A 23,285-nucleotide genomic window follows, 5' to 3' on the forward strand; every position below is an offset into this window, starting at 1 on the left:
ACTTTCACGTGAAAGTGCCGCTTTCGGGGCTCAGGTGAGGGTGCGGGGGCGGATCGCGTTGGCCCGGTCGACCAGCTTGATGCGCTCGTCGAGCGTGCCGGCCAGCCGGGCCAGCGCGCGGTAGCACCGCTCGAGGCCGAACCGCAGCTCGCGTTCCTCCAGCCGGCACCCCAGGACCCGCGCGCCCGGCGTGGGCTTGCCCTGCTTGAGCCATTCGTGCGCGGCTTCGAGCACGCCGGCGGACAGGCGCGTCTGGCGTTCGACGTCGAGGCGGAGCCGCTCGAGCCGGGCCGACGCGTCGAGCAGGTCGTGCTCGGTGACCGGGGTTTCGCGGCCGTTGGCCTTGGTCGCCGTCGTCTTGATCTTGATCGCCGCGACCTGCGCGTCGACGTAGTGGGTCGACGACGGTGGCACCGTCTCCAGCACCTCGACCGCGCTGTTGCGCGCGCCCTGCGCCAGGTACACGCGGGCGAGGCCGAAGGCGGCGCTGACGTAGGTGCGGTCGGTGCGCCAGACCAGTTCGTAGAACCGCGCGGCGGCGAAGTAGTCGCCGACGCCTTCGGCGCTGACGCCGAGAGCGAGCTTCGGCGCGATCTCGCCCGGCAGGTCGTCATACACCGCTTCGAACGCGACGTGCGCAACCCGCGAACGGCCGCCCGCCAGCTCGATCAGGCCGCGGTACCAGTCGATCCGCCAGTCGTGCGGGAAGCCGTTCTTGATCGCCAGGTACTGCGCGGCCTGCAGCTGCCGTTGCGCCTCCGCGAACTCGCCCAGCTCGACCCGGGCGCGCACGATCCGCAGCCGCACCTCGATCGACTCCCGCGGCGCGCCGGCCAGCGCTTCGATGGCCGCGCGCGGATCAAGGGCGATCGTGGTGGCGAGCACGCCCGCCGCCGGGTCGTCGGTGTCCACCTGCGGGATCGGCAGGCCGGCGACGACCTCGTCGGCGCCGGGCAGCGGGACGCTGGCGCCGGCCTCGGGCACCACCAGCTGCGCGCCGAACGTGCGGCTCTCCGGCCCGAACACCGTGGACGCGCCGGGCCGCGGCTTGCCGGTGCCGAGGGCCATGATCTCGCGCAGCACGCCGGTGAGCTGGTCGGCCATTTCCTCGGCGGAGAGGAACCGGCGGTCCGGGTCGGCGTGCGTCGCGCGCCGCAGGAACCGGTAGTACGAACCGAACAGCGCGAACAGCGGGACCGCGTCCGGGCCGGGCAGGGTCGTCTTGAACTTGGTGGTGTAGCCGGTGAACTCGAAGCTCAGCACGGCGAGCGTGCGCCCGACGGTGAACAGGTCCGAAGCCACCGACGCGCCCTGCGTCGGCAGTTCCGGCGCGCTGTAGCCGGTGGTGAAGAACAGCGGGCTCTCGTAGTCGTCGGTGCGGCGGACCGCGCCGAGGTCGATCAGCTTCAGCTGTTCGTTGGTCTGGATGACGTTGTCGGGCTTGAGGTCGCAGTAGAGCAGGCCCTGGCTGTGCAGGTAGCCCAGCGCGGGCAGGATTTCCAGCCCGTAGGCGATGACCTGGCCGATCGGCAGCGGTTCCGGACGGCGGCTTTCCCGGTGGTGCGCCAGCGCGAGCTGCCGCAGCGACTGGCCGCCGACGTACTCCATGACGATGTAGCCGGTGGTCGTCCCGCTGTGGGCGTCCGGGTGCTGCACGAAGTTGTGGATCTTGACGATGTTGGGGTGCTCGACCTCGGCGAGGAACCGCTGTTCGTTGGCCGCGGCCGCCATCGCCGTCGCGTCACCGGTGTCGATCAGTCCTTTGAGGACGACCCAGCGGTCGCTGACGTTGTGGTCCTGCGCCAGGTAGATCCAGCCGAGACCGCCGTAGGCGATCGCGCCGAGGACTTCGTACTGACCGCCGACGAGCTCGTTCGGCTGCAGCTTCGGGAGGAACGAGAACGGCGCGCCGCAGTTCTCGCACTTCCCTTCCGGCGAACCGGGTTGGCCGTCCTTGCCGCGGCCGACCTTCGCGTTGCAGCTGCCGCAGAACCGCTTCTCCTCCGACACCACCGGGTTCGTCAGCACGGCGGACGCGGGATCGCGCGCGGGCACCGGTGGGACATCGACCAGCCCGGCGCCGAGGCGGCCGCGCCGCGAGCGGGACGTGCGCGACGACGTCCGCCGCGAAGTGCCGGGGAACGCGCCGGAGCCCGAGCCGCCGCCGGTCCCCGTTCCGGTCCCGGTGCCGGCGCCGGTGCCCGTCCCGGTGTGCCGTCCTTCGCTGGTGCGCTCGGGCAGGACGCTTTCGGTGCCCGGGTCCGGCAGCGGGGCGCCGGGGCCGGTGTCCGGCCGCGGTACCGGCGGCCGGATGCTCTGCGTCTCCGGGGCCGGCGACGCGAGGACGCTCGTCGGCTGCGGCGCGTCGGGGTCCGGGCGCAGCGCCTGCGTGGGCGGTGCGACGGGGGCGATGCTGCCCGGTGGGCGGGTCGGGTCTTCGGCACCGGGGATCGGCGGACGGGCCGCGGACGGCTGGCCGCGCGGCGGCGTCGGCGGGCGCTGCACGGGGGCGTGGATCACGGTTTCCTGGCCGCCGGTGGACTCGCCCTCGTCGAGGCGGCCCGAGATCGACGGCTCCGGCGTCTCCCACCGCACCGGTGGCGGTGGCTGCCAGCTCGGCGCGGCCACCTGCTGCGGCTCGTCGTCCGGCGCGGCGTGCCGAGGACGGCGCGGCTCCTCCGACACTGCTACCTCCCGGATCCCCTGCGACGTGCGGAGATCGATCCTAGTCGCGCTGCGTCCACTGGTCCTGCGACGTTCACTGCTGGTACTGGGGCGACGGCGGCGAAGCCGGGCCGAGGCGCGCTTCCACCCAGCGGCGGTAGCTGTCCTGCCAGACGCCGTTGCCGCGGATCTGGTCGAGCACCGCGTTGACGTAGCGGACCATGTCTTCGTGGTCCTTCGGCACGCCGATGCCGTAGTTCTCCTGCGTCAGCGGCTCGCCGCGGACCTCGAGCGTCGAGTCCTGCGCGGCCATCCCGGCGAGGATGGTGTCGTCGGTCGACACCGCGTCGACCTGGCCCTGCTGGACCATCACCAGGCAGTCCGACCAGTTGTCCACCGAGATCGGCACCGGCTTGGCCGGGTCCGTCGCGATCTTCGCCAGCGACGTCGACTTCTTGGTCGCGCACACCCGCTTGCCGCTCAGGTCCGCCAGCTTCTGCGCCTTCGACTCCTTCGGGACCAGGATCTTCTGGCCCGCCACGTAGTACACGGAGGAGAACTCGACGTCCTTCTTGCGCGCGCAGGTGATGCTGTAGGTCCGGACCACGATGTCGACCTGGTGCTTCTTCAGGACGTCCTCGCGCTGCGACGACGGGATCGCGCGGAACTGGACGTGGCCGTCGGCCGAGCCGAAGATCGCCTTGGCGACCGCGTTGACCATGTCGATGTCGAAGCCCTCGAGGTTGCCCGAGGTGGGGTTGCGGAACCCGAACAGGTAGGTGGTCTGGTCGACCCCGGCGATCAGCTTGCCGCGCTTGCGGATGTCCGACATCGTCGAGTTGTCGGGGACCGTCGTGCTGGTCGGCGAAAGGCTGGCCAGCGGGTTGCAGCTGGTGTCGGAGGCGCCGCCGGCCGTCGCGTCCGGGCCGCCGACGTGCGCGGGCTGCGGCCAGGCCGCGTTGCTGACCGGCGCCGGGTCGACCGGTTTCCCGGGACTGCCGCAGGACGCCGCCAGCAGCGCGACGACCGCCAGCACGCCCGCCCGGACCGTGTTCCCCCGCCTGTTCACCGGTACTCCCTCAGTCGTTCCCGGATCCCCATGGTGACACCCGCGGCGGCGACGATGGCCAGCACGGCCAACCCGGGCGCGAGGGCGGTCAGCGCGCGGTCGCCGTTGTGGGTGTCGTCGAGGAAGTCCTGCCTGCCGACGTCGATCGCCGCCTGGAGGCTGTCGTCGAGCCGCCGAAACGCCGGCGCCGAGCCGCCTTTCGCGTCCTCCTGCACGGCGGAGTCGACGGCTTCCTGGTACGCGCCGGCGTCGTCCTGGGCGCGCACCTGCCGGTGCGCCTTCAGCCAGTCGGTCGCGGCCGCGGACGCGTCGGCGATCTTCGTGGCGCCTTCGCCGTCCTTGATCAAGCCGCGGGCTTCGCCGAGGAGACCACCCTGGCCGTCCTCGCCGACCAGCTGGACGGCCTTGGCGCTGAAGTCCCGTTCGTACGCGCCACCGTCGCCGCGGGCGACCAGCGTCAGCGTTTCGTCGGCGCGGGCCTGCAGCGCGGCGATCCGGGCGCGGACGAGCACGTCGACGCGGTGCGAGCCGTCGTCCTGGCCGCTGCCGACCAGGCTGCCCTGGACGACCAGCGCGACCGCGCCCCACAGCAGCGACACCACGACGGCGGCCGTCGCGACGAGGAGCCCGACGTTGAGCAGCCGGTTGGTGCGCCGGGTCAGGTAGACCTGCGCGACGACCAGCGCGGCCAGCAACGCCACGATCAGGATCGTGGCGAGCCACGGGAAATCGGTGGCGCTGTCCTGCTCTTCGATGAGCCGCTCGGTGTCGACCCGGTAGAGGTCCTGCGCGGCGGGCAGGATCTTCGCCCGCATCAGCTCCGACGCCTCGCGCAGGTAGGACGCGCCGACCGGGTAGCCGAGGCGGTTGTTCGCCCGCGCCGTCTCGACGAGCCCGGTGTAGACGGGCAGCTGCTGGTTCAGCATGTCGACCGGGCCGGAGGCGTTGGCGACGTCCGCGGCGTCGGACGCGGCCTTCGCGAGCGCGGCGCCGGCTTCGGCGATGTCGCGCTCGTAGCGCTGGCGCAGCTCGGGCGGCTCGGTGCCGATGGAGAGGAACGCGCTCGCGGCGGTCGCGTCCGCGTCCGAAAGCGAGCGGTAGACCTGCTGCGACGCGGCGGCGAGCGGCTCGCGGCGGTCGATGACGCCGCTGATCGTGTCGTCGCGGTCCTGCACCGACAGCGTCGCGACGAGCCCGGCGACGAGGGCCAGCAGCACCAGCCCGACGGCGATCACGGTGAGCCGGCCGGGCGTGGTCGCGGCGGACCGGACGATCGCGCGGACACCTTGTCCGGGCAGCTCGAGCAGCCCCAGCAGGCCGTTGCGGCCCCCGGCGCGGTCACGGTTGTCCGGTGGCGACGGCGGGGGTCCCGGCGCGGGCGCCGGGGCCGTCGCGGTGCTGGTCATCCCCGAATTCCTCCCCCTGCCATCCGGGGCCTCGCCCCAGGCCGGGGGCCTGGCCACCCGGAGCCCCCGAAAAAAGATCGCTGTGAGCCGTACCCGCAGAAGGTAGCCGAGTCGCCGCACGCGCAGCCACCGGCACCGCCCGCCGTCATCAGCACGTGATCTGGCCGGACGTGTTCTGGCGCACACCGGTGATCAGGTCCGGGCTTCCGCCGGCACCCGTTAGTGGCCGTCTTCGGGGGCCCGACGTCAGCGCGCTGCCGGGGAGGGCTCGCGCATGCCGGCCGAATGCTTCACCTGTCCGGGTGACGACGGGAAGGGTGTTGCGGACGTCGAGCCGGACGACGCCGGGTGCGTGGCCCAGCCGCATCCGGATGGCTTCGCCCGGCGCGTGCTTGCCGTCGCGACCGCCGGACCGAGCGCGACGCACCGTCCACATCGGACCGCTCGGTCAGCAGCGCCTCGGCGAGCTCGAGCCGCACGCCCAGCGCGCCGAGGGCGATGACGGACAGCAGGTCCGCCGAGGAGACCCGGCCGGCAGGCGGTGGCGTAGACCGTCCAGACGCGCGGGTCCGCCTCGCGTGCGTGAGCAGGGTCGCTGCGAAGAAGAGCCTGCCGAGCAGCTGCACCACCAGCCGGCTCGGTTCGGCACGGCGTCCATGATTCCCCGCCGCCGGGGAGTCAGCCTCGGATGGCCGGGGCGAGCGAGTGCGGGAGCACGGCTTCGGAGTCCGGTGGCCGCCGGACCACCACCTCGACGTCGTCGGCGAAGCGGTACGGCTGCGCGCCGAGGATGCCGCCGAAGCGGCGTCGCAGGCGGGACATCTCGGCGCGGACGGTCACCGTCCGGCCGGCGTCACCGAACAGGTCGGCCGAAAGCTCGGACGCCGACCGGCCGTCGCGGTGGCTGGCCAGGACGTACAGCACTTCGGCGTGGCGGGGGCTGAGCCGGTGCGTCCAGGTGCCGGCCGCGCCGGCCACGGTGAGCTCGGGCCGGCGCGGCGACCGGACGTCGAGCACGACGCGGGTCGGCGGGGCCGTGTCGTGCTCGGTCAGGCGGAGCAGCCAGCCGCCGGGCAGCGGCTCGACGGAGCAACCGCCGTACGCGGGCAACCAGGTCCGCCCGGGTCCCAGGCCGGTGGGCAGCGCGACCCGGTCGACCGGCGCGAGCCCGGCGGCCGCGGCGACCCAGCCGTGTTCGTCGGCCACCATCGCCCGTCCGCCGACCTTCGCGAGGACAGGGACGGCGAAGCCGCGAAGCCGTTCGAGCTCGGCGTGGTGGGTGGTGCGGAGGTGGGCTTCCGCGAGCCGCGTCACGGCGTCGACCAGCGCCAACGTCGTCGCGTGCACGGTCGAGGCCGGCCCGGAGAGGTCGACGACGCCGAGCAGCCTGCCGTCGCGCGGGTCGTGCAGCGGGGCGGCCGCGCACGTCCAGGAGTGCTGGGCCCGGACGTAGTGCTCGGCGGAGTACACCTGGATCGGGCTGCGCGCGACGAGCGCGGTGCCGATCGCGTTGGTGCCGACGGACTCCTCCTGCCAGTCGACGCCTTCGACGAACCCGAGCGCGTCGGCGCGGCGGCGGACCGCGGCACTGCCGTCCCGCCAGAGGACGGCGCCCCCGGCGTCGGCGATCACCATGATGTGCGCGGCCTGCTCGGCGAGGCTGATCAGGCCGCCGCGCAGCACCGGCAGCGCCTCGGCCAGCCCGCTCGCGCGGCGGCGCGCCTCCAGCTGTTCGAAGTTCAGGACGGGCGCGGCGGCCCGGCTGTCCGGATCCAGGCCCAGGCGGCGCATCCGTTGCCAGGACGCGCCGATGACCGGCCGCAGCGGGCTGGGCAGTGCCCGGCCGTTCAGGGCCGCTTCGTGCACCTGCGCGAGGACACGGGCGTGCCGCCGGGGATCCGTCCCGGCCGGCAACGCTGCCTCGAGGTCTCGCTGCCCCAACCGCCGCTCCTTGTGCTGTGCCTCCTCGGAGTCTGCCTTTTCGACCGGCTGATCGGTAGGTGGCGCACGTCGCGGTCTGTCCGCGTCAATAAGAGACGTAGACGTCGGTTTCCCCGTCGTCCGAGGCCGGTTCGGGAGCGGCCACGGAGACTTCGATGAGCCGGGCGACCTCGGCGTCGATCGTGTCGAGGACCTGTTCGCGCAGCTCACCGCTGTCCGTGACGCGGCTGCGGAACCGCTGGAGGCAGTCGCCGCCGCGGGGGAACCCGGCCACGATCAGCGTCGGGCCACCGCCGTCGCGAGCCCGGCCGACCGCTTCGCCGGCTGCCTCGTGCACGGCGAAGAAATCGGATCCGTCAACGACGACGCCCGGCACGCCGAGCCCGGCCACCCGATCGGCGTAGCCGGCGTCCTCGGTGACGAAGATGGCGGGGAGGTGCCAGGCCGACGCGAGGTTCAGCGCCTCCAGCGTCGTCCCGGCGCCGTCGCCGAGGAAGGCGACTCCGACGCCGCCGGTGTGCTGCTGCTTGGCGGCGATCGCGGCGCCGCAGATCAGCAGCGGGACGCCGCCGAGCGGGTCCGCCGCGACCAGCCGGTGGTGCCGGATCTCGGCCAGGACGGCCCTGACGTCGACGCCCTTGGCGATGCGCTGCCCGGGACGGCGGTGGGTGCCGGCGATGGCGTCACGGCTGTCGAGGTGGAGGCAGACGCCCGCGGCCAGGGCTTCCTCGCCGGCGCCCTCGCTGCGACCGTCACCGGTCGCGCGGACCTGCTCTTCGACGGCACGGATGGTCCGCATCACGCGGTACGCACCCTGGAGGGCGTCCGTCATCTCCGGCGCTCCTTCCCCGGCTCGGTGTCCGTGCGCAGGAGCCCTTTCCGCGCCGCCTCGGCCATCGCTGCCCGGACGTCGACGACCCACGGCCCGTCCGGCTTGAGTTCGACGAACGCGCTCTCGCCGGTCTTCAGCTCGAGTTCCCGCTCGCCGTCGAGCGCGATGACGCCGCCCGCGGCGGCGAGCTCGACGCGCACGCCGGGCCGCAGGAGCCCCCAGCCGCGCACGCCGACCGGGCGGACGAGCCCGGGCGCGATCGGCGCGTGCACGACGTACGGCGTCTCCCCGACCGGCCCGAGCTGCAGCGCGACACCGTCGGGGCTCGACCGGGGGCTCGGACAGAGTTGCCCTGGAACGCTCGAGAGGCCGATACCGTCCGGCTCGGCGAAGGTGCAGTAGAGCTCGGTGAGCGACGACGGGTCCCACAGCGCCCGCGCGCCGATGTGCCTGCTCAGCGACACGCAGACGTCGACGAGCGCGATCTCCCGGCGCGCTTTCGTGACGACTTCCAGCAGGCTGACGCGGTGCGTGACGAGGTCGGGGTCGATTTGCCCGGTGGCGATCAGCCCGGCGGCCAGACCGGCGACGGTCGCCTCCCGCATCTGCGGGAAGGCGTTGTTGGTCCCGGTGGAGAGGGCGAGGAGCGGCACGTCTTCGCAGGCCGCGGCGGCGACCCGGGCGGTGCCGTCCCCGCCGAGGACGACGATGACGCCGGCGCCGGCCTCGACCATGCGGCGCACCGCGTTCGTCGTGTCGGCCGCGGTGCCGGTGAGAGCGTCGTCCTCGCAGAAGTCGACCTTCGGCCCGGAGTCACCGCGGCCGAGCGCGCGCAGGACCGAGGCGGAGATCCCGCCGAGATCGGTCGAGACGAGGGCGCGGTCGAGCCCGGTGACGGCGAACGCCGCCAGCAGCCGCTGGACCATGTTCGCCTTCTCTGCGGTGGGGAACACCGACGCCTGCGCGACCAGCCGGCGGATGTCCCGCCCCGAAGCGGGGTTCGCCACGATCCCCGCCACCGTTTCACCCACCTGGCCTCCTGTTCTTTCACCCCGGAGACCAGGAGACTCCGCGATCGTGCGGAGCGGAAGGGTTGCAGAGCGTTGCAGTACCGGCGGCGCGGGCTCGGAGCGACGCAGCTCACACCGTGCGTCTCACCCAGTGATCTCCAGTGGACTGTCCAAGCGGGAGCCACGGGCGGGGAAGACCCAACCGGGACGAGGGCCAGGCGACGGGCTATCGGACCAGGTCGGCGACGCCCTCGTAGGTGAAGCCCGCTTCCGCGACCGCGGCCCGGACGTCGTCCTCGGCCAGCGCGGTTTCGGCCCGCACGACCACCCGGCCGGCCGCGACGTCGACGTCCACTTCGGCCACTCCGGGCAGCGCCGTGAGTTCTTCGGTCACCGACTGGGCACAGTGGCCGCAGCTCATCCCGGAAACGGTGTATCCGTGCTCGATCATGGTGCGGAGCATAGGAAAAGGGCCGCCACCCCGAACGGGTGACGGCCCTTACCCAAGATCAAAGTCAGATCACGGTGACCGACGTGGCCTGCGGGCCCTTCTGGCCCTGGCCGATCTCGAACTCGACGCGAGCGTTCTCGTCCAGGCTCTTGAAGCCGTTACCCTGGATCTCGCTGTAGTGAACGAAGACGTCGCCGCCACCGTTGTCGGGGGTGATGAAGCCGAACCCCTTCTCGGAGTTGAACCACTTCACAGTGCCCTGAGTCATAAAAAAATCTCCATGTGTACCACTAAAAAACAGGAAGCCACTTCGGCGTCCCAGGTCGTCACCCGGGCGGTTTGCTTCCTCGACGAGGAGACACTACGCCCGCTGAGTTCTGCGAGCGTGACTCAACACGAACACAAAAATCGAGACCTTTAGTAGTAAAGCACACCTGGACCAAGACGGACAAGCCATCTTCCCCCGGGCGGGGTGAGCTATTCGCCACTCGCCGGGCGCAGCCCCTCGGTGGCGAACGGCGAACGCCAGGTGGCGTCCCGGTCGGCGGCCACCACCGCGTCGTCGTGGGCTTCCGAGCTCGCGCTGAACAGCACCGGTACGACGCCGGAGGACTTCCGCTGGTCGGGTGCGTGTTGGTGATCGGTCACGTCGAAACTCCCCTCGTTCCCTGCCCGCTTCGGCGCGGGTCATGACCGTGATGGTGCCAGGCGGCACCGACAGAAACCGGTTGTCTCCCGCCGGGACCCGGCCGGGAAGGTTCAGCGGCGAACCACCACCGGAACACCGTCAGGTTACCCGAGCCAACGCCCTGCTACCACACGACATTCCCGGCTTCTTCCAGAACGAAACGAGCAAAATCGTTACTGGGCGGGAGGTTGCGGACGCGCCTGCGCGAGCAGGGCCGAGATCCGCACGTCCGGAGTGACGACGTCGGGATCCGTGCGCACGTCGATGACGCACGGCCGCTGCCGCACGAGCGCGCTGGCGATGATGGGCTCGAGTTCTTCTCGATCGTCCACGGTGTACCCCGCCGCGCCCAGCCCACGCGCCCACGACGCGAAGTCGGTCAACGGGATGGAGACCCCGGTCAGCCGGCCGTAGGTGCGGGCCTGGTGCATCGCGAGCGCGCCGTGCACGCCGTTCTGGAAGACGACCACCATCACCGGCGCCCGGTACCGGACGGCCGTCTCGATCTCCTGGCCGGTCATGAGCGTTCCGGCGTCCCCGACCATGGCCACGACGGTCCGCCGCGGCTCGGCCAGCTTCGCCGCCACGGCGGCCGGCACGGCGTAGCCCATCGCGGCGTTGCTCGGCCCGAGCTGGCTGCGTGGCGCCGTGAAGCACCAGTAGCGGTGCATGAACTGCGCGAAGTTGCCCGCATCGCTGGTCACGATGGTGTCCTCGGGCGCCAGCTTCCGCAGCGCGCGGACGACGTCGACGGGGTGCACCCGGGTGTTCCCGCTGGTGTCGGGCGGGGTCATGAAGGTGTGGACGGCCGCGTTCGCTGCCGATGCCCGCCGCGTCCGCGGCGACGCCACTTCCCGAAGCTCCCGCAGGAACGGCTCGACCTCGGAGTCGACGCGGAAGGTGAGTCCCCGCCGCTTCGGGCTGACGTCGATGCCGGTCCCGACCATGACCAGCGTCTGCTGGGCGGTCGGGTAGCGGTAGGCCTGGGTGGTCACCTCGTCGAGCTGGGTGCCAAGCGCGAGCACCAGGTCGGCCCGTTCGAGGGCGTCCAGCTGCCGCGCCGGGATGCCGAGCCCCAGGTGACCGGCGTAGCGGGCATGGTTTTCGGGGAAGGCGTCCTGCCGCCGGAAGGCGTTGTAGACGGGCAGCGCGAGCTCGTCGGCGACGGCGATCAGCTCGTCCCGCGCCGACCGCGCCCGCCCGCCGACGATGACGACCGGGTACTTCGCCTCGTCGACCAGCTGCGCGACGGCGTCAGCCGAACGGCCCAGCGTTCCGGACGCCGGCGGCCGCACCCGCGCCATCGGCTTCGCCGCGTCGTAGGGCATCCCCCAGACGTCGCAGGGCACGCCGAGCACGACCGGCCCCGGGCGTCCTTCCTGCGACGTCGTCAGCGCGTGCGCGAGCAGCCCCGGCAGCCCGTCCGGGTCGGTGACCCGCAATGTCGATTTGGCGATCGACTCGAACATGGCCGTGAGGTCCGACGTCGGCAGTTCCCCCGACGACAAATGCACCGGCTCGATCGCCGGCGTCTCGAGCAGCACGACCATCGGAGTCTCGTCCTGGTAGGCCGTTTGGACGCCGATGGCGAGGCTCGCCGCACTCGGCCCCCGGCTGGCGAGCAGCACGGCGGGACGTTCGGTGAGCTTCCCCTCCGCCTCCGCCATGAACGCCGCACCCGCGTCGTGGCGCGCCGAGACCAGCGTGATCTCCCGCTCCCGCAGCAGGGCGTCGAGCAGTTCCAGGAAGGACTCACCGACCACCGCGTACACGCGGCGGACACGCGCCTCGGTCAGGATCCGCACGGCCGTCTGGGCGACGGTCGCTCCCAGTTGGTATCTAATGAGGAGAGCTTAAGCGGGCACCGTTCAGTGCAGTCAAGTGATCTTCACCGAAACCGGACAAGGATAGGCCGAATGTCCGCTTTGACCGACCGCTAGCCGATCAAGGGAGCGAGGACCACCGACTTGGCCGCGACCGAACATGAAACTGTTTTTACTTATGGTGCACCGGCGCTGAAGTTCGGCACTGGCGCCAGCGACGAGATCGGCTACGACCTGACCCAGTACGGCGCGCACCGCGTGCTCGTCGTGACGGACCCCCAGGTGGCCGCGACCGGCTGGCCCCGCCGCATCGCCGACGGCATCACCGGCTACGGCATCGAGACCGAGATCTTCGACGGCGTACACGTCGAGCCCACCGATGTCAGCATGCAGAAGGCGGTTGACTTCGCGCGCGGAACGGGTCCGTACGACGCCTTTGTCGCGATCGGTGGCGGGTCCGCCATCGACACCGCCAAGGCGGCCAACCTCCTGACGAGCAACGACGGCGACCTGATGGACTACGTCAACGCCCCCGTCGGCGGCGGCCGCGCACCGGCCCACCCGCTGAAGCCGCTGGTCGCGGTGCCCACCACCACCGGCACGGGCTCCGAGAGCACCACCGTCTGCGTCCTGGACGTGCTGTCCCTGCGCGTCAAGAGCGGGATCAGCCACCTGCGGCTGCGCCCGACCCTGGCCGTCGTCGACCCCCGGCTCACCGTCAGCCAGCCGCCCGAGGTGACGGCCGCCAGCGGCATGGACATCCTGTGCCACGCCGCGGAGAGCTACACCGCCAAGCCGTACACCGAGTTCGAGCGCAAGCGCCCGGAGCAGCGCGTGCCGTACTGCGGCTCGAACCCCTTGGCCGACATGTTCGCCGAGCAGTCGCTGCGCCTGCTGTCGTGGGCCCTCCCGGCTGCCGTGCGCGACGGTTCCGACCTCAAGGCCCGTGAGGCGATGGCCCTGGCCGCGACGTTCGCCGGGCTCGGCTTCGGCAACGCCGGCGTGCACATCCCGCACGCGAACGCCTACCCGATCGCCGGCCAGGTCAGGGATTTCCACCCGGACGGTTACCCGGGCGAAGAACCCATGGTGCCGCACGGCATGGCCGTCTCCCTGACGGCGCCAGCCGCGTTCCGCTTCACCTTCGACGCGGCTCCGGACCGCCACCTGCGCGTCGCCCGCCTCCTGGCCCCCGACTTCGAGTGGCCCGGCGACTTCGCCGACCACCTGCCCGCGGTCCTGGTCGACCTGATGCGCCGGATCGGCATCCCGGACGGCATCGGTGCCGTCGGCTACACGGAGTCCGATGTGGACTCCCTCGTCGAGGGAACGCTCAAGCAGCAACGCCTGCTGGCAACTGCACCCCGCGAGGCGTCCGCGGACGACCTATCGGGCATCCTGCGCGAGTCGGTGACGCTGTGGTGAGCGGATACCCGCACTGGCAGACGATCCCGTTGCGCTGGAAGGACAACGACGTCTACGGGCACGTCAACAACGTCGTCCACTACTCCTTGATGGACACCGTGATCAACACGTGGCTCATCGAGCAGGGCGGCCTCGACATCGAAGCCGGGGCGGCGATCGGGCTGTGCGTCGAGTCGCACTGCGCGTATCACTCATCGGTTTCCTTCCCTGGTTCGCTGCGGGTGGGATTGCGGGTGGCGCACCTGGGGAAGTCCAGCGTCCGCTACGAGATCGGGATGTACGCGGCCGACGAGTCCCTGGTCGCGGAAGGGCACTTCGTGCACGTCTTCGTCGACCGCGAGTCCCGCCGGCCGACACCGGTCTCCGGCAAGCTGCGCGAGGCACTGGAGGCGCTTCAGCCCAGATGACGCGCACCGCCGACGTGGTCACCTCCTTCCCGACGGTGTCGACCCTGGGCCGTGTTCTCCGACACCTCCGAGCATGCACCACGGCACCGACAGAGTCGGCCGATCGACCCCGAGTTGTCCACATGCGGCCGGACAACGGCAAGTTGTCCACAGATTCGCGTCGAGGGGTTCCCTGCCCCCTCAACGGCGATAAGCTGGAAAGCGCATGAGATCGGTCCACAGTGGACGAGCTGTTTCCTCACCGGATCGGCTAGTAACACGGATGGCGGCCTAGGCGTCGATCCGGTTGCGGCGGCAGAGTGGTGAGCCGACGGCTCAAGAGTGGTCCCGGGCCCGTCACCGGCAGGCGTCCCTGCGACGGTCGCGGCACCCGAGCACAGAAGTGGACCAAAGTGGTGGTCGCGCGTCCGCCTCCGGCAGACGCCCCGGGAGCGGACGCGCCACCGCCTCGCCCCATGTGGCCGGGTGGAGATCGTGAGTTCGTCGCCGGAAGGCGCCCCGCCGACGACTGAAACCCACCCGCGCACGGCCCGGTAGTGGTCGCGGCCCGTCGCCGGAACGCGCCCCGCCGGCGGTCCGCACCACTACCGCAGGCAGCCACCCCCCAGTGTTGGGTGGCCGGCTGCCTGCACCGGCCGTCGTGGCGGTTGCGTCAGCGACCGGTGGCCCCAGATGAGGGGATGCCGCCAAGGAACGGCAGCACCTCCTTGCCGTCAAGCAGCGAAGCAAGAGAAAGTAGGACCCCCGCGCCCCCGGTTTTGACGTCCATCGAGAGGCGCAGCAACCGGTTGCCCGGGAACGCGAGACCGCCCTTGTACGGCACGGCGTACCAGCTCAGCCACCGCAGGTGCCGATCGATCGCCGCCGTGCGGCTCGGCTGTTCCGCGTCCGGGTTCGCCGCCAGCGCGACCGCCAGCCCGCACCGGCCGTTGAGCAAACCCGGCTGGGCGACGAACTCGCCGAGGCATGCCTCGCGCAGGGCGGGAACGCTGTCACCGGCCTCCGCCTCCGGGCGGTGCCGAGCGAGTTGCTCGGCGACCAGCAGGATCCCGGCGCTGCCGACGCCGACGTAGGGCGTCGTGCGCCCGGCGCCGTCGCGGACCTGCAGCGAGCCGTCGTCGCCCTCGATGCATTCTTCGAGGTCCCGGCACAGCGCCTGGTCAGCGAAGGAGAGCCAGGCCGGCTCGCCGGTGCGCTCGAAGAGCCGGATGAACAGCAGGGCCGGCCCGGCCCAGCCGGACAGCAAGCCGGCGCGGGCCGCGTTCCCCGGCGGTGCGGCGGTCTCGAGCGCCTCGGCCAGCCGAACGGCCGTGGTCAGCGCCTGGCGCCCGAACTCGTTGTCCTGGCGGACCGTCGCGAAGTGCAGCATGGTCAACCCGATGCCGGCCAAGCCGCTCTCCAGCGAATGGTCGGTCGTCTGCTCGACGAGCCGCCCGGCCGACGCCAGCAGCCTCCCTGCCTCGTCCTGGTATCCGAAGTTCTCCAGCACGTAAGCGATGCCGGAGCTGCCGTCGTAGAAACCGGGCCGGGTGGGCGGCTCGCGACGGATTACGTCGATCAGCCAGCGTTCGTGCTCAGGGAAGCGGCCGGCGCCGGCGACGTCGAGGGCGTACAGCACGCCGGCGGCGCCGACGCCGAAGCACGCACCGCCAACGTGAAACTGCTCGACGTCCCCGGGAAACAGCCGGTCCTGTCGCGAGGGAGTGGCGCTGGCCAAGATCGCCACGGCGATCTGCTTGCGGACCATCGGCCAGTCCGGCTTGTCGTGGTCGGGGTCGGTGTGGATCGGTGCCGGCTCCGCGGTCATTTCCCGCGGGGCCAGCACCGCGACTGCGGCATCTGCGTATCCCTCGGGCAGCGCGAACCGGCGTTCGGCGAAGTCGGCGATACGGCGCAGCTTCGCCGGCGCCAGCTCGATCAGGGGCCACAGCGGCAGGAACAGCCACAGGCGCAACGCTGCGAGCGCGTACTCGTCGACCGCGAAACCGCTGCGGTCGGCGGGAGCCCGGAAGCCGGGCGTGCCCGATGCCGGGCGCTCGGCGGACCCGGCGTCGAACGCCGTGCCGAAGTCGGTGAGCGAGACCCGATCGTCGTGGTCCTCGTCGATCACGATGTTCAGTGGGTGCAGGTCACCCACGACGACGCCGCGGGCGTGGACCTCGGCGATCGTCTTTTTCACCTTCGCGAGGATGTCCAGCACCCGTCGCGTGTAGGCGGCGAGGTCGGGGGCCGTCGCGTTCGGCCTGGTCAGCGGGTAGTTCCGGGTCAGCCAGCTAGCCAGCGAGGTACCCGGCATGTACTCCGTGGCGAGGTAGTGGCGCTCCGAGACGGTGAACCGCTCGACGACCCGCGGCACACCCGGGAGACCGGCGAGCCGACCGAGAACTTCGTGCTCTCGGTGCAGCCGCTTGACGGCGTCGATCCGCGCGTCGTCGAGGCCCGCGTACGGGCGAGCTTCCGTCAGGACGACCTGGTCACCGTCCGTTTTGGGGGCGGCCACGTAGCTGCCACCACCGTTGGAGACCTGCAGTGGCCTCACCATCCGGTAGGGGAACCGGGCCGGAGTTTCTCCCTTGTGCGTGGCGAGGCTGCTTCGCAAACAGGCCGGGACCTTGACCCAGTCGGGCACCGAGAACGTCGGTTCGCGCTTCTCGGGTACCAGTCGGCCGTCCGGCTTGCGGACTGCCGGAACGCGACTGCCGCCGTGTTCAACCCACTGTTCGACGAATCCGCCGTAACGTACGTAGAGGGGTCCCTCGCCGTACCGCAAGGAGCTCGGAATTTCCGGACCGCGTTCACCCTCCAGTCGCGACGACAAGTCTGCAAGTATTCGCTCTAGTTCACTGTGGTTGGCGGGGTAAATCGTCGCCAGCTCTACCTCGCCGTCGATGGATGCGTATTTCGAATTCCGCGCGAGCAAGGTGAGCACCGAGCGGAGGTGCTTGTAGGCAATCCCGTGCTCTCCACAGCACCGGTAGACCTCCGCGAGGACCCTGCCCGCGTTGTCCATACCGGCGGAAACATGGATCTGCCAGCCCTGGTCGGGAAGGACGTGCTCGCGAGGGCGCAGTGTGCGCCACGGTCCACGATCAGCGGTCACCCAATCGGTGCCCGGCGCGGGGAGCCCGGCGGTGAAATCCTCGACCGGCGCACCGTTTCCCCGCTGTTCGTCGTAAAACAGCGGGTCAGCGAAGCAAAATGCTTCATAGCGCAGGTCCATCCGTGATACCCCTCCGTGCGAGTCCCGGGACGTCACACAGTCCCGGCGCGAAGAATATTCCCCCACGCCGCACAGCTCTGGGCCAATCCGCCAACCCGGCGGTTCAACTGGGCTATCCGAGGTAGGCAAAATGGGCGTCTACCCACCAGTAGATGTACCTAGGGTAATTTTGTCCAGTCGTACCACCACACCATAGTGGTGCAACATGAAGATCTTTCCCGCATTCCCGCAGGTCCATCCAAGGACCGCGCCGAATATTCCGCCAAATTGGCAGAATGCCATCAAGCCTGCCCCGTGATCATTTTTCCTAGTAGGCGCCGTTCACGTCGCGAGACGCCGGCCGCACACGAACAGGGTGGTGGCCCGCGCCACGCCCGCCGCACCTCGGCGAACGGACCCACCGGTACCACGGAGTAAGTTGACGACCGGCGGACCGGAAGGAGGAACGGGTGATCTTCGGATTCGCCGTGACGGTCGCCGTGGCTGCCACGGTCGTCGCGCTGTGGAGCTTCGTCCAGTCGGCTCGGAACCGGCTTCCGGACAATCCGCTGCTGGTCGCGCTCGCGGTCCTCGAGCTGCTGCTGGTCGTTCAGCTGGTGATCGGGATCGTCCTACTCGCCGGCGGCGACCGGCCCGGCAGCCTGGCGACCTACCTGGCCTACCTGATCGGCTGTCTGCTCGTGTTGCCCGTCGGCGCCGCCTGGGCGCTGGCCGAGCGGAGCCGTTCGAGCACCGCCGTGCTCGGCATTGCCTGCCTGGCCATCCCGGTGATGGTGCTGCGACTGAACGAGGTGTGGAGTGGAGCAACAGCGTAGGACGGCCAGCGGCCCCGGACGGGTGCTCGTCGCCGTGTACGCAATCTTCGCACTGGCCGCGACCTCACGCGCCGGCGTCCAGATCGGCACGAAGTTCCACGAAGCCCCGCTGGCCTACCTGCTCTCGGCGTTCGCCGCGGTCGTCTACATCGTCGCGACGATCGCGCTGGCCCGGCGCGGTGACGGCTGGTGGCGCGTGGCCCTCGTCGCCTGCTCGATCGAGTTGCTCGGCGTCCTGACCATCGGCACGCTGAGCCTCGTCGACGCGGCCGCCTTCCGGCACCCGACTGTCTGGTCCGTCTACGGCGAGGGCTACCTGTTCATCCCGCTGGTGCTGCCGATCGTCGGGCTGTATTGGCTGCGGAAGTCGGCTCCCGCGAAGGTCGCCGCCTGACCGCTGCGCGTCATCCCGCGCAGTCGACAACACCCCGGCGGTCGCTGCGTGCGAGCTGACTTAGGCGGGCAACACCGGACGGCAGCGCCTCCTCTGCGATTCGGTGGGTGATCTCGACGGCATCCCCCGAGGCGCTGCTCACGCCTCGAGTCCCGTCCGCAGGTCGAGCCAGGAACAATACGGGAACTGCACGTACCCCACTCCGGGAAATAAATAAGGATTCGACCGGCGACTTTCGTCGGTTTCGGACATTCATCGAAAACTCGGACAATATTCGAGTTCGGTCCCCACCGGCTTTCCCCCACGTGGTTCTCCCCCGCGTGAAAAGGAGTGAACGTGAAATTCGGCAAGTTCGTCCTGCTGGCCGCGAGCACCGCACTGGCCGTCGTCGGCCTCGGCGGTCCGGCGGCCGCCGACAGCACCCCGCAGGCCCAGCCGTCGATCATCGGCGGGAGCAACGCCACCAGCGGCCCCTGGGCGGCCCGGCTGTTCGTCAACGGCCGGCAGAACTGCACCGCGACCATCATCGCCCCGCAGTACATCCTCACCGCCAAGCACTGCGTCAGCAGCTCCGGCACCTACACGTTCCGCATCGGCAGCCTGGACCAGACCAGCGGCGGCACGACGGCCACCGGCTCCACCATCACGCGCTACCCCGGCTCCGCCGACCTGGCCATCGTCCGGCTCACCACCTCGGTGAACGCCACCTACTCGCCACTCGGCAGCATCGGTGACGTCTCGGTCGGCCAGAACGTCTCGGTCTACGGCTGGGGCGCGACGAGCCAGTGCGGCTCCGAGATCAACTGCCAGTCGCAGTACCTGAAGGTCGCGACCGTGCGGGTGAACTCGATCGGCTGCAGCGACTACACCGGCGGCGTCGCCGTGTGCGCGAACCGCGTCAACGGCATCACCGCCGGCGGCGATTCCGGCGGCCCGATGTTCGCCTCCGGCCGCCAGGTCGGCGTCGCGTCGACCAGCGACCGGGTCAACAACACCGCCTACACCAACATCACGCGTTATCGCAGCTGGATTTCGCAGGTGGCAGGCGTCTGATCCCACCCGGAAAGGGCCCGGCCACTGAAGGCCGGGCCCTTTTCGCTGTCAGGACGTCGCAATGTCGTCGAGCTGTTCCGCGGCCGGCCGCACCGGATAGAGGTCCCCGCCCGGCTCGACCGGCACGCGCGGCAGCGCCGTCCGAGCCGCCCGGTCACCCGCGTCGGCCGCCGCGTGCAGGACGTCCAGCGCCGCGTACGGACGGAAGTCCAGCTCGGGGTACGGCCACGCTGACTGCCCCTGCGTGGCGCTCGGGATCAGGAAGTCGACCGCGGCGAACAACGTCGCGCCGCTCGGTGCCGTGTAGTGCCACAGGTCGACGCCGACGTGCTCGCCGATCTGCGCCAGCCGGGTCAGCGCGACCAGGTTGAACGTCGAGTAGTGCCAGCTGCGGGTCCGGCTCGTCTCCTGCGGCTGCAAGCCGTCGGCCTCGATCTGTGGGGCGATCCGATTCGGCCCGGCGTCCCGAGCGACGGCTGCTGCCAGGTCACGCTGTCCGGTACCGAGGGCGAGCGCCGCGACGAGCATGTCGTAGAAGCTGCCGTGGTTGTTCTGTGCCTTCGCTTCGTCGGTCCCGTTCTTGCTGGTGCGCAACCAGTCCAGGAACTGCGTGTACCAGCCGGTCATGCCGGCCTCGTCGCTCTTCGTCCAGCCGGGCGCACCGGTGGCGAGGATCGCGGTGGCGTCGACGACCTGGCTCAGCGTGTACGAAAACTCGATGATGCCGATGCCGCGACCGTCCACCTTGCACGGGATGCCCTGGGCGAAGTTCATGTTCGGGTTCATCTTCGTGGCCTCGTCGAGGAACCACGTGCGCAGGTCGAGCGCCGCACGCTGGGCGTACCGCGCGTCGCCGGTGTAGTACCAGGCGAGCGCGAGCCGGTAGATCGCGGCGAACGCCCGGCCGCGGTAGGCGTGGTCGGTGATCTCGTCGACGATCGGGTTGCGTTGGCCGTCCCGTTGCACGAACGGGCAGCCCCACGGGTTTTCCGCGGTCGGCTGCGTCGTCGGCCACCAGTAGGGCGCCAGGCTGAGGTAGTCGTGCTTGTCCCCGCTGGGCGGGACCTGTTTTTTCGACGTGACGCTCCACGGCCCCGCCGTGAGATCGGTTTTGGCGGCGGCCAGCAGGTTGCCGAGCGCGGTGCGGGACGTCTTTTCGCCGACGAGCGCGGCGAACTTCGCGCGGAGCAGCTGCTTGCCGTCGAGGACGGCGGTCTGCGGCGCACACACCGGCCCGATGACCGGGACGGTGCAACCGCTGGGTCGCGACGCGGCCTCGGCCGGCGCGGCGAACGACGTAGCGACGAGGCCGAGGGCGGCGAGCGCGGCCACGACGGTGTGGCGGAAAACCATGTCCGCTCCATTCACAAATATGAATATCAGACCTGTGAGTGAATGGAGCGTACGCATGTGAACACGGTGGAGGCAATGCCTGGTCCAGACCTTCTCGGCCGGAACAGTCAGCCGGTGAAGTCGCGAGGCCGGAAGAAGGCGACGAGCCGGGCGGAGCGAAGGGCGTCCCACGGATCCTTCGTGGCGAGCACGGCCGCCGCACCGGTCGGAAACTTGGTTTGAACCTGGCGAGTTTCTTCCCCGTACCCGGCGAGGTGGAGTGTCACGTCGCTGACCCCGGGCTCGTGCCCGACGAGCGCGAGCGTGGTGACGCCGGACGGCGCCCGGCGGGCAGCGTTCAGCAGCTCGAGGACGTCGGCGCCGTAGAGATCATCGTCGTACTCGACGGACGGCGGCGAAGGAAGTTCCTCACTCACGAGCCGCCACGTCTCCCGGGTGCGGCGAGCGGTGGAGCAGACGACGAACTCGGGGATGTGCCCCTCCTCGGTGAGCCACCGACCGAGCCTCGGCGCGTCACGGAGGCCGCGAGGTGCGAGAGGTCGTTCGTGGTCGGGAAGCCCCTCCGACCAGTCCGACTTGGCGTGCCGGAGAACGATGAGCCACCTCGTCGCGTCCATGCCCGCCACCCTAACGGCGAAAGTGGCCTTGGAACTGATCGGCCCGAGTCCCTCCCGACCAGACGCCAGGTACCCGATCACGTTGCTGCTGTTGACGATCCAGACGATCACCGAACCGGAGTGGCGGGCACTGTTCCAGCTGCGACCGGTAAGCCGCTGACCAGGGAGTTTGAGTGGGCCGCCTGGGGCTCGAACCCAGAACCTACGGAGAATAAGCCCAGGTCAGCGGCTAGTTCTCGTCATCTGTCGATACCGGTCTTCACCTGCACGGACGTCCGCGCCGAACGATCATGGTCGGTCGCTGATTCTCGTCGTTCTGCGTCGTTTCCCGGGGGAAAACCGGGGAGATGATCAAGCTCGACAGAGGCTGATGGGCTCAGCTCGACGCTGCCATGAGGTTGTGCAAGATGCCCAGCTTCACCGCAGCAGGCACAAAGGCCACGCACTTCTTGGTGATCTTCTTCATACGCTTGACCGCCTTCCTCATCAGCTTGTCGAGGTTGAGGGTGGAAGCGAGGTTTTGGATCAACATGACAGCGAGCAGCGCCGAGACCCAGCTAAGCGCCGGGCTCAACCCACCAACGGAGCAACGCTAGCCGCTCACATGCGCGCCTGACAACATCCACTCCCCTCCCACCATCCCGATACGAAGCCAGCACGCGGCCGGTGACGTCGGGTCAAGGCACGCCCTCCCGCCTTGACGCGGCGTTACCGGCCGTTGTCACGATCAGGCTTCGGGGTGGTGCTTACCGCCGACCAGGCGTAACGCGGTACAGGCTGACGGCGACCGCACGTGTACGACTCACCGGTGAGGGAGGCCCGACGTTGGCAGAACGGCTCAAACGTGCCGTCGGTGGGCGGCGCTGCCCAGCTGCATCGAAGGCGGCCACGCCGCCCGGCCGGTCGGCAGAGCGGAGCGGAGCCGGCCGTGCCGGGGATAGGCGTGGTCGCCGAGGTGAGCAGCTACGTCAGGCGACCGACGCGCCGCCCTGCGGCGGCGCGCTTGATCCCATAGAGCCAAGTTTGGCAGCAGATGACGCCTGTATCTCGTTGAGTGCGAATACCCGCATTGGGTACTGCGGCTTGACAGCGACTGCCATTAGGCTTACGGAGCAGCCGACGACGGACGGGAGGGCTTCATGACGCGGGATGAGGTTCCTCGCGCCCAAGAGAAGCTTCTCGCGCTGCGTAGTGGCAACGCCTGCGCCTACCCGAAGTGCGGCGTCAGCCTGATCCTCGAAGCCGAGCATCCCGATGATTCGGACAAGACCGTAGGCAAGGTTGCGCACATATGTGCAGCTAGCGAAGGCGGACCACGGTACGACCCGAACATGACCAGCAAAGAGCGCAGCTCAGCGGCAAACTTGATCTTTCTCTGCGGCCCCCACCACGACGGAATCGACTCACAGTTAAATCATCACACCGTTGAGTTCTTGCGCGATGCGAAGGCCAAGCACGAGCAAGCTATCGCACGAGCCGCTGCGTATGCCATGGGACAAGTCCGATTCGACCATCTTGAGATCGTATGTCGAGCACTGCAATTAGGGTGCGACGACATCAATGAAGATATAGTTATGCCACTCGAAGTGGACGACAAGATCCGAATAAATGAGCTAGGTGATTCGACGAGAGAACAAATCCTCCTAGGCCTAGCTAAGGTTGAAGAGGTTAAGAAGTTTATCCACACCATGGACACCTTCAAGCCAAACTTCGGCTTGAAACTCGCTGCACGCTTCAAGCAAGAATACTTCGGCCTAGTCGCCGATGGACTTCACGGAGACGAACTGTACTCGTCGATTGTTTATACGGCGCAGCAGAACGCAGGGCCGGTAGATAATCCCGAGGTTCGGGCAGCAGTTTTGGCCGTTGTCGCGTACCTCTTCTCGACTTGTGAGATCTTTGAGCATGAGCCGACTGCTGCCTGACCGCCACACGGCCGTAAAGGACAGCCTGGTCGCTCAAGCGGCAAGGCTTAACCGGGCACTCCCAGAAGCAGCGTCCGTTGCGCGGGCTTGGTCGATCGCAAGTGAACTGTACCCACGCCAACCATTCGGACGATTCGTACTCATGCTCGACATTCTGGCAGCACTAAATATGATTGACCTGCGCGGCGATGT

General features: G+C 69.7%; 20 protein-coding genes. 6 read left to right on the plus strand and 14 right to left on the minus strand.

The window, feature by feature from the left end:
* Positions 1-30 precede the first annotated feature (30 nt).
* From DV20_RS38695 to DV20_RS38735, 10 genes are all read right to left on the minus strand, one after another.
* Positions 31-2,685: a serine/threonine-protein kinase gene (locus DV20_RS38695; RefSeq protein ID WP_043788479.1), complete on the minus strand. Its 2,655-nt coding sequence runs from the start codon at positions 2,683-2,685 to the stop codon at positions 31-33.
* A 73-nt stretch (positions 2,686-2,758) separates the two neighbouring features.
* Complete coding sequence (locus tag DV20_RS38700; RefSeq protein ID WP_043788812.1) at positions 2,759-3,700, minus strand: glutamate ABC transporter substrate-binding protein; 942 nt, start codon at positions 3,698-3,700, stop codon at positions 2,759-2,761.
* A gap of 29 nt (positions 3,701-3,729) precedes the next feature.
* Positions 3,730-5,139 (minus strand): hypothetical protein, encoded by a 1,410-nt coding sequence (locus tag DV20_RS38705; protein WP_043788480.1) that lies wholly within the window; start codon positions 5,137-5,139, stop codon positions 3,730-3,732.
* 678 nt (positions 5,140-5,817) lie between these two features.
* Positions 5,818-7,080 carry a helix-turn-helix domain-containing protein gene (locus DV20_RS38710; protein WP_043788481.1) on the minus strand — a complete coding sequence of 421 codons (1,263 nt, stop codon included), beginning with the start codon at positions 7,078-7,080 and terminating at the stop codon, positions 5,818-5,820.
* Between the two features lie 85 nt (positions 7,081-7,165).
* Positions 7,166-7,912, minus strand: coding sequence for a thiamine pyrophosphate-dependent enzyme (locus DV20_RS38715; protein ID WP_043788482.1), 747 nt, complete (start codon positions 7,910-7,912; stop codon positions 7,166-7,168).
* Positions 7,909-8,943 (minus strand): ATP-NAD kinase family protein, encoded by a 1,035-nt coding sequence (locus DV20_RS38720; protein WP_043788483.1) that lies wholly within the window; start codon positions 8,941-8,943, stop codon positions 7,909-7,911. The genes DV20_RS38715 and DV20_RS38720 overlap by 4 nt, the downstream gene beginning before the upstream one ends.
* A gap of 205 nt (positions 8,944-9,148) precedes the next feature.
* A complete protein-coding gene (locus tag DV20_RS38725; RefSeq protein WP_043788814.1) occupies positions 9,149-9,373 on the minus strand; it encodes a heavy-metal-associated domain-containing protein in 225 nt (74 codons plus the stop codon).
* Between the two features lie 64 nt (positions 9,374-9,437).
* On the minus strand, positions 9,438-9,641 hold the full coding sequence (locus tag DV20_RS38730; RefSeq protein ID WP_043788484.1) for a cold-shock protein: 204 nt from the start codon (positions 9,639-9,641) through the stop codon (positions 9,438-9,440).
* A 209-nt stretch (positions 9,642-9,850) separates the two neighbouring features.
* A complete protein-coding gene (locus tag DV20_RS46025; protein WP_167344424.1) occupies positions 9,851-10,021 on the minus strand; it encodes a hypothetical protein in 171 nt (56 codons plus the stop codon).
* Between the two features lie 213 nt (positions 10,022-10,234).
* The gene (locus tag DV20_RS38735; protein WP_084093881.1) at positions 10,235-11,893 is read right to left on the minus strand and encodes a thiamine pyrophosphate-binding protein; all 1,659 of its coding nucleotides are present in this window, start codon (positions 11,891-11,893) and stop codon (positions 10,235-10,237) included.
* A gap of 135 nt (positions 11,894-12,028) precedes the next feature.
* Here DV20_RS38735 and DV20_RS38740 point away from each other — a divergent pair, with 135 nt between their 5' ends.
* Both DV20_RS38740 and DV20_RS38745 read left to right on the plus strand, forming a co-directional pair.
* Positions 12,029-13,309 carry a hydroxyacid-oxoacid transhydrogenase gene (locus DV20_RS38740; protein WP_084093882.1) on the plus strand — a complete coding sequence of 427 codons (1,281 nt, stop codon included), beginning with the start codon at positions 12,029-12,031 and terminating at the stop codon, positions 13,307-13,309.
* A complete protein-coding gene (locus DV20_RS38745; protein ID WP_043788487.1) occupies positions 13,303-13,716 on the plus strand; it encodes an acyl-CoA thioesterase in 414 nt (137 codons plus the stop codon). Before DV20_RS38740 ends, DV20_RS38745 begins: the two co-directional genes overlap by 7 nt.
* Positions 13,717-14,368: 652 nt before the next feature.
* Here the strand turns inward: DV20_RS38745 and lanKC are convergent.
* Positions 14,369-16,936 (minus strand): class III lanthionine synthetase LanKC, encoded by a 2,568-nt coding sequence (gene lanKC / locus DV20_RS38750; RefSeq protein ID WP_043788488.1) that lies wholly within the window; start codon positions 16,934-16,936, stop codon positions 14,369-14,371.
* A gap of 449 nt (positions 16,937-17,385) precedes the next feature.
* Between lanKC and DV20_RS38755 the strand changes: the two genes are divergently transcribed.
* From DV20_RS38755 to DV20_RS38765, 3 genes are all read left to right on the plus strand, one after another.
* Positions 17,386-17,751 carry a hypothetical protein gene (locus tag DV20_RS38755; RefSeq protein WP_043788490.1) on the plus strand — a complete coding sequence of 122 codons (366 nt, stop codon included), beginning with the start codon at positions 17,386-17,388 and terminating at the stop codon, positions 17,749-17,751.
* Positions 17,752-17,773: 22 nt separating this feature from the next.
* Complete coding sequence (locus DV20_RS38760; RefSeq protein ID WP_043788491.1) at positions 17,774-18,145, plus strand: hypothetical protein; 372 nt, start codon at positions 17,774-17,776, stop codon at positions 18,143-18,145.
* A gap of 336 nt (positions 18,146-18,481) precedes the next feature.
* Positions 18,482-19,198, plus strand: coding sequence for a S1 family peptidase (locus tag DV20_RS38765; RefSeq protein ID WP_043788816.1), 717 nt, complete (start codon positions 18,482-18,484; stop codon positions 19,196-19,198).
* A 48-nt stretch (positions 19,199-19,246) separates the two neighbouring features.
* On the opposite strand, the gene DV20_RS38770 is transcribed toward DV20_RS38765, so the two are convergent.
* From DV20_RS38770 to DV20_RS38780, 3 genes are all read right to left on the minus strand, one after another.
* Positions 19,247-20,551, minus strand: coding sequence for an alginate lyase family protein (locus DV20_RS38770; protein WP_043788492.1), 1,305 nt, complete (start codon positions 20,549-20,551; stop codon positions 19,247-19,249).
* A gap of 107 nt (positions 20,552-20,658) precedes the next feature.
* A complete protein-coding gene (locus tag DV20_RS38775) occupies positions 20,659-21,279 on the minus strand; it encodes a SixA phosphatase family protein (RefSeq protein WP_235191123.1) in 621 nt (206 codons plus the stop codon).
* A 265-nt stretch (positions 21,280-21,544) separates the two neighbouring features.
* Positions 21,545-21,742 (minus strand): hypothetical protein, encoded by a 198-nt coding sequence (locus DV20_RS38780; protein WP_043788494.1) that lies wholly within the window; start codon positions 21,740-21,742, stop codon positions 21,545-21,547.
* A gap of 565 nt (positions 21,743-22,307) precedes the next feature.
* Here DV20_RS38780 and DV20_RS45270 point away from each other — a divergent pair.
* Positions 22,308-23,093, plus strand: a complete 786-nt coding sequence (locus DV20_RS45270) for an ABC-three component system protein (RefSeq protein ID WP_152603813.1) — start codon at positions 22,308-22,310, stop codon at positions 23,091-23,093.
* The last annotated feature ends 192 nt before the right edge of the window (positions 23,094-23,285 follow it).

The sequence above is a fragment of the Amycolatopsis rifamycinica genome, assembly GCF_000695625.1.
GTDB lineage: Bacteria > Actinomycetota > Actinomycetes > Mycobacteriales > Pseudonocardiaceae > Amycolatopsis > Amycolatopsis rifamycinica.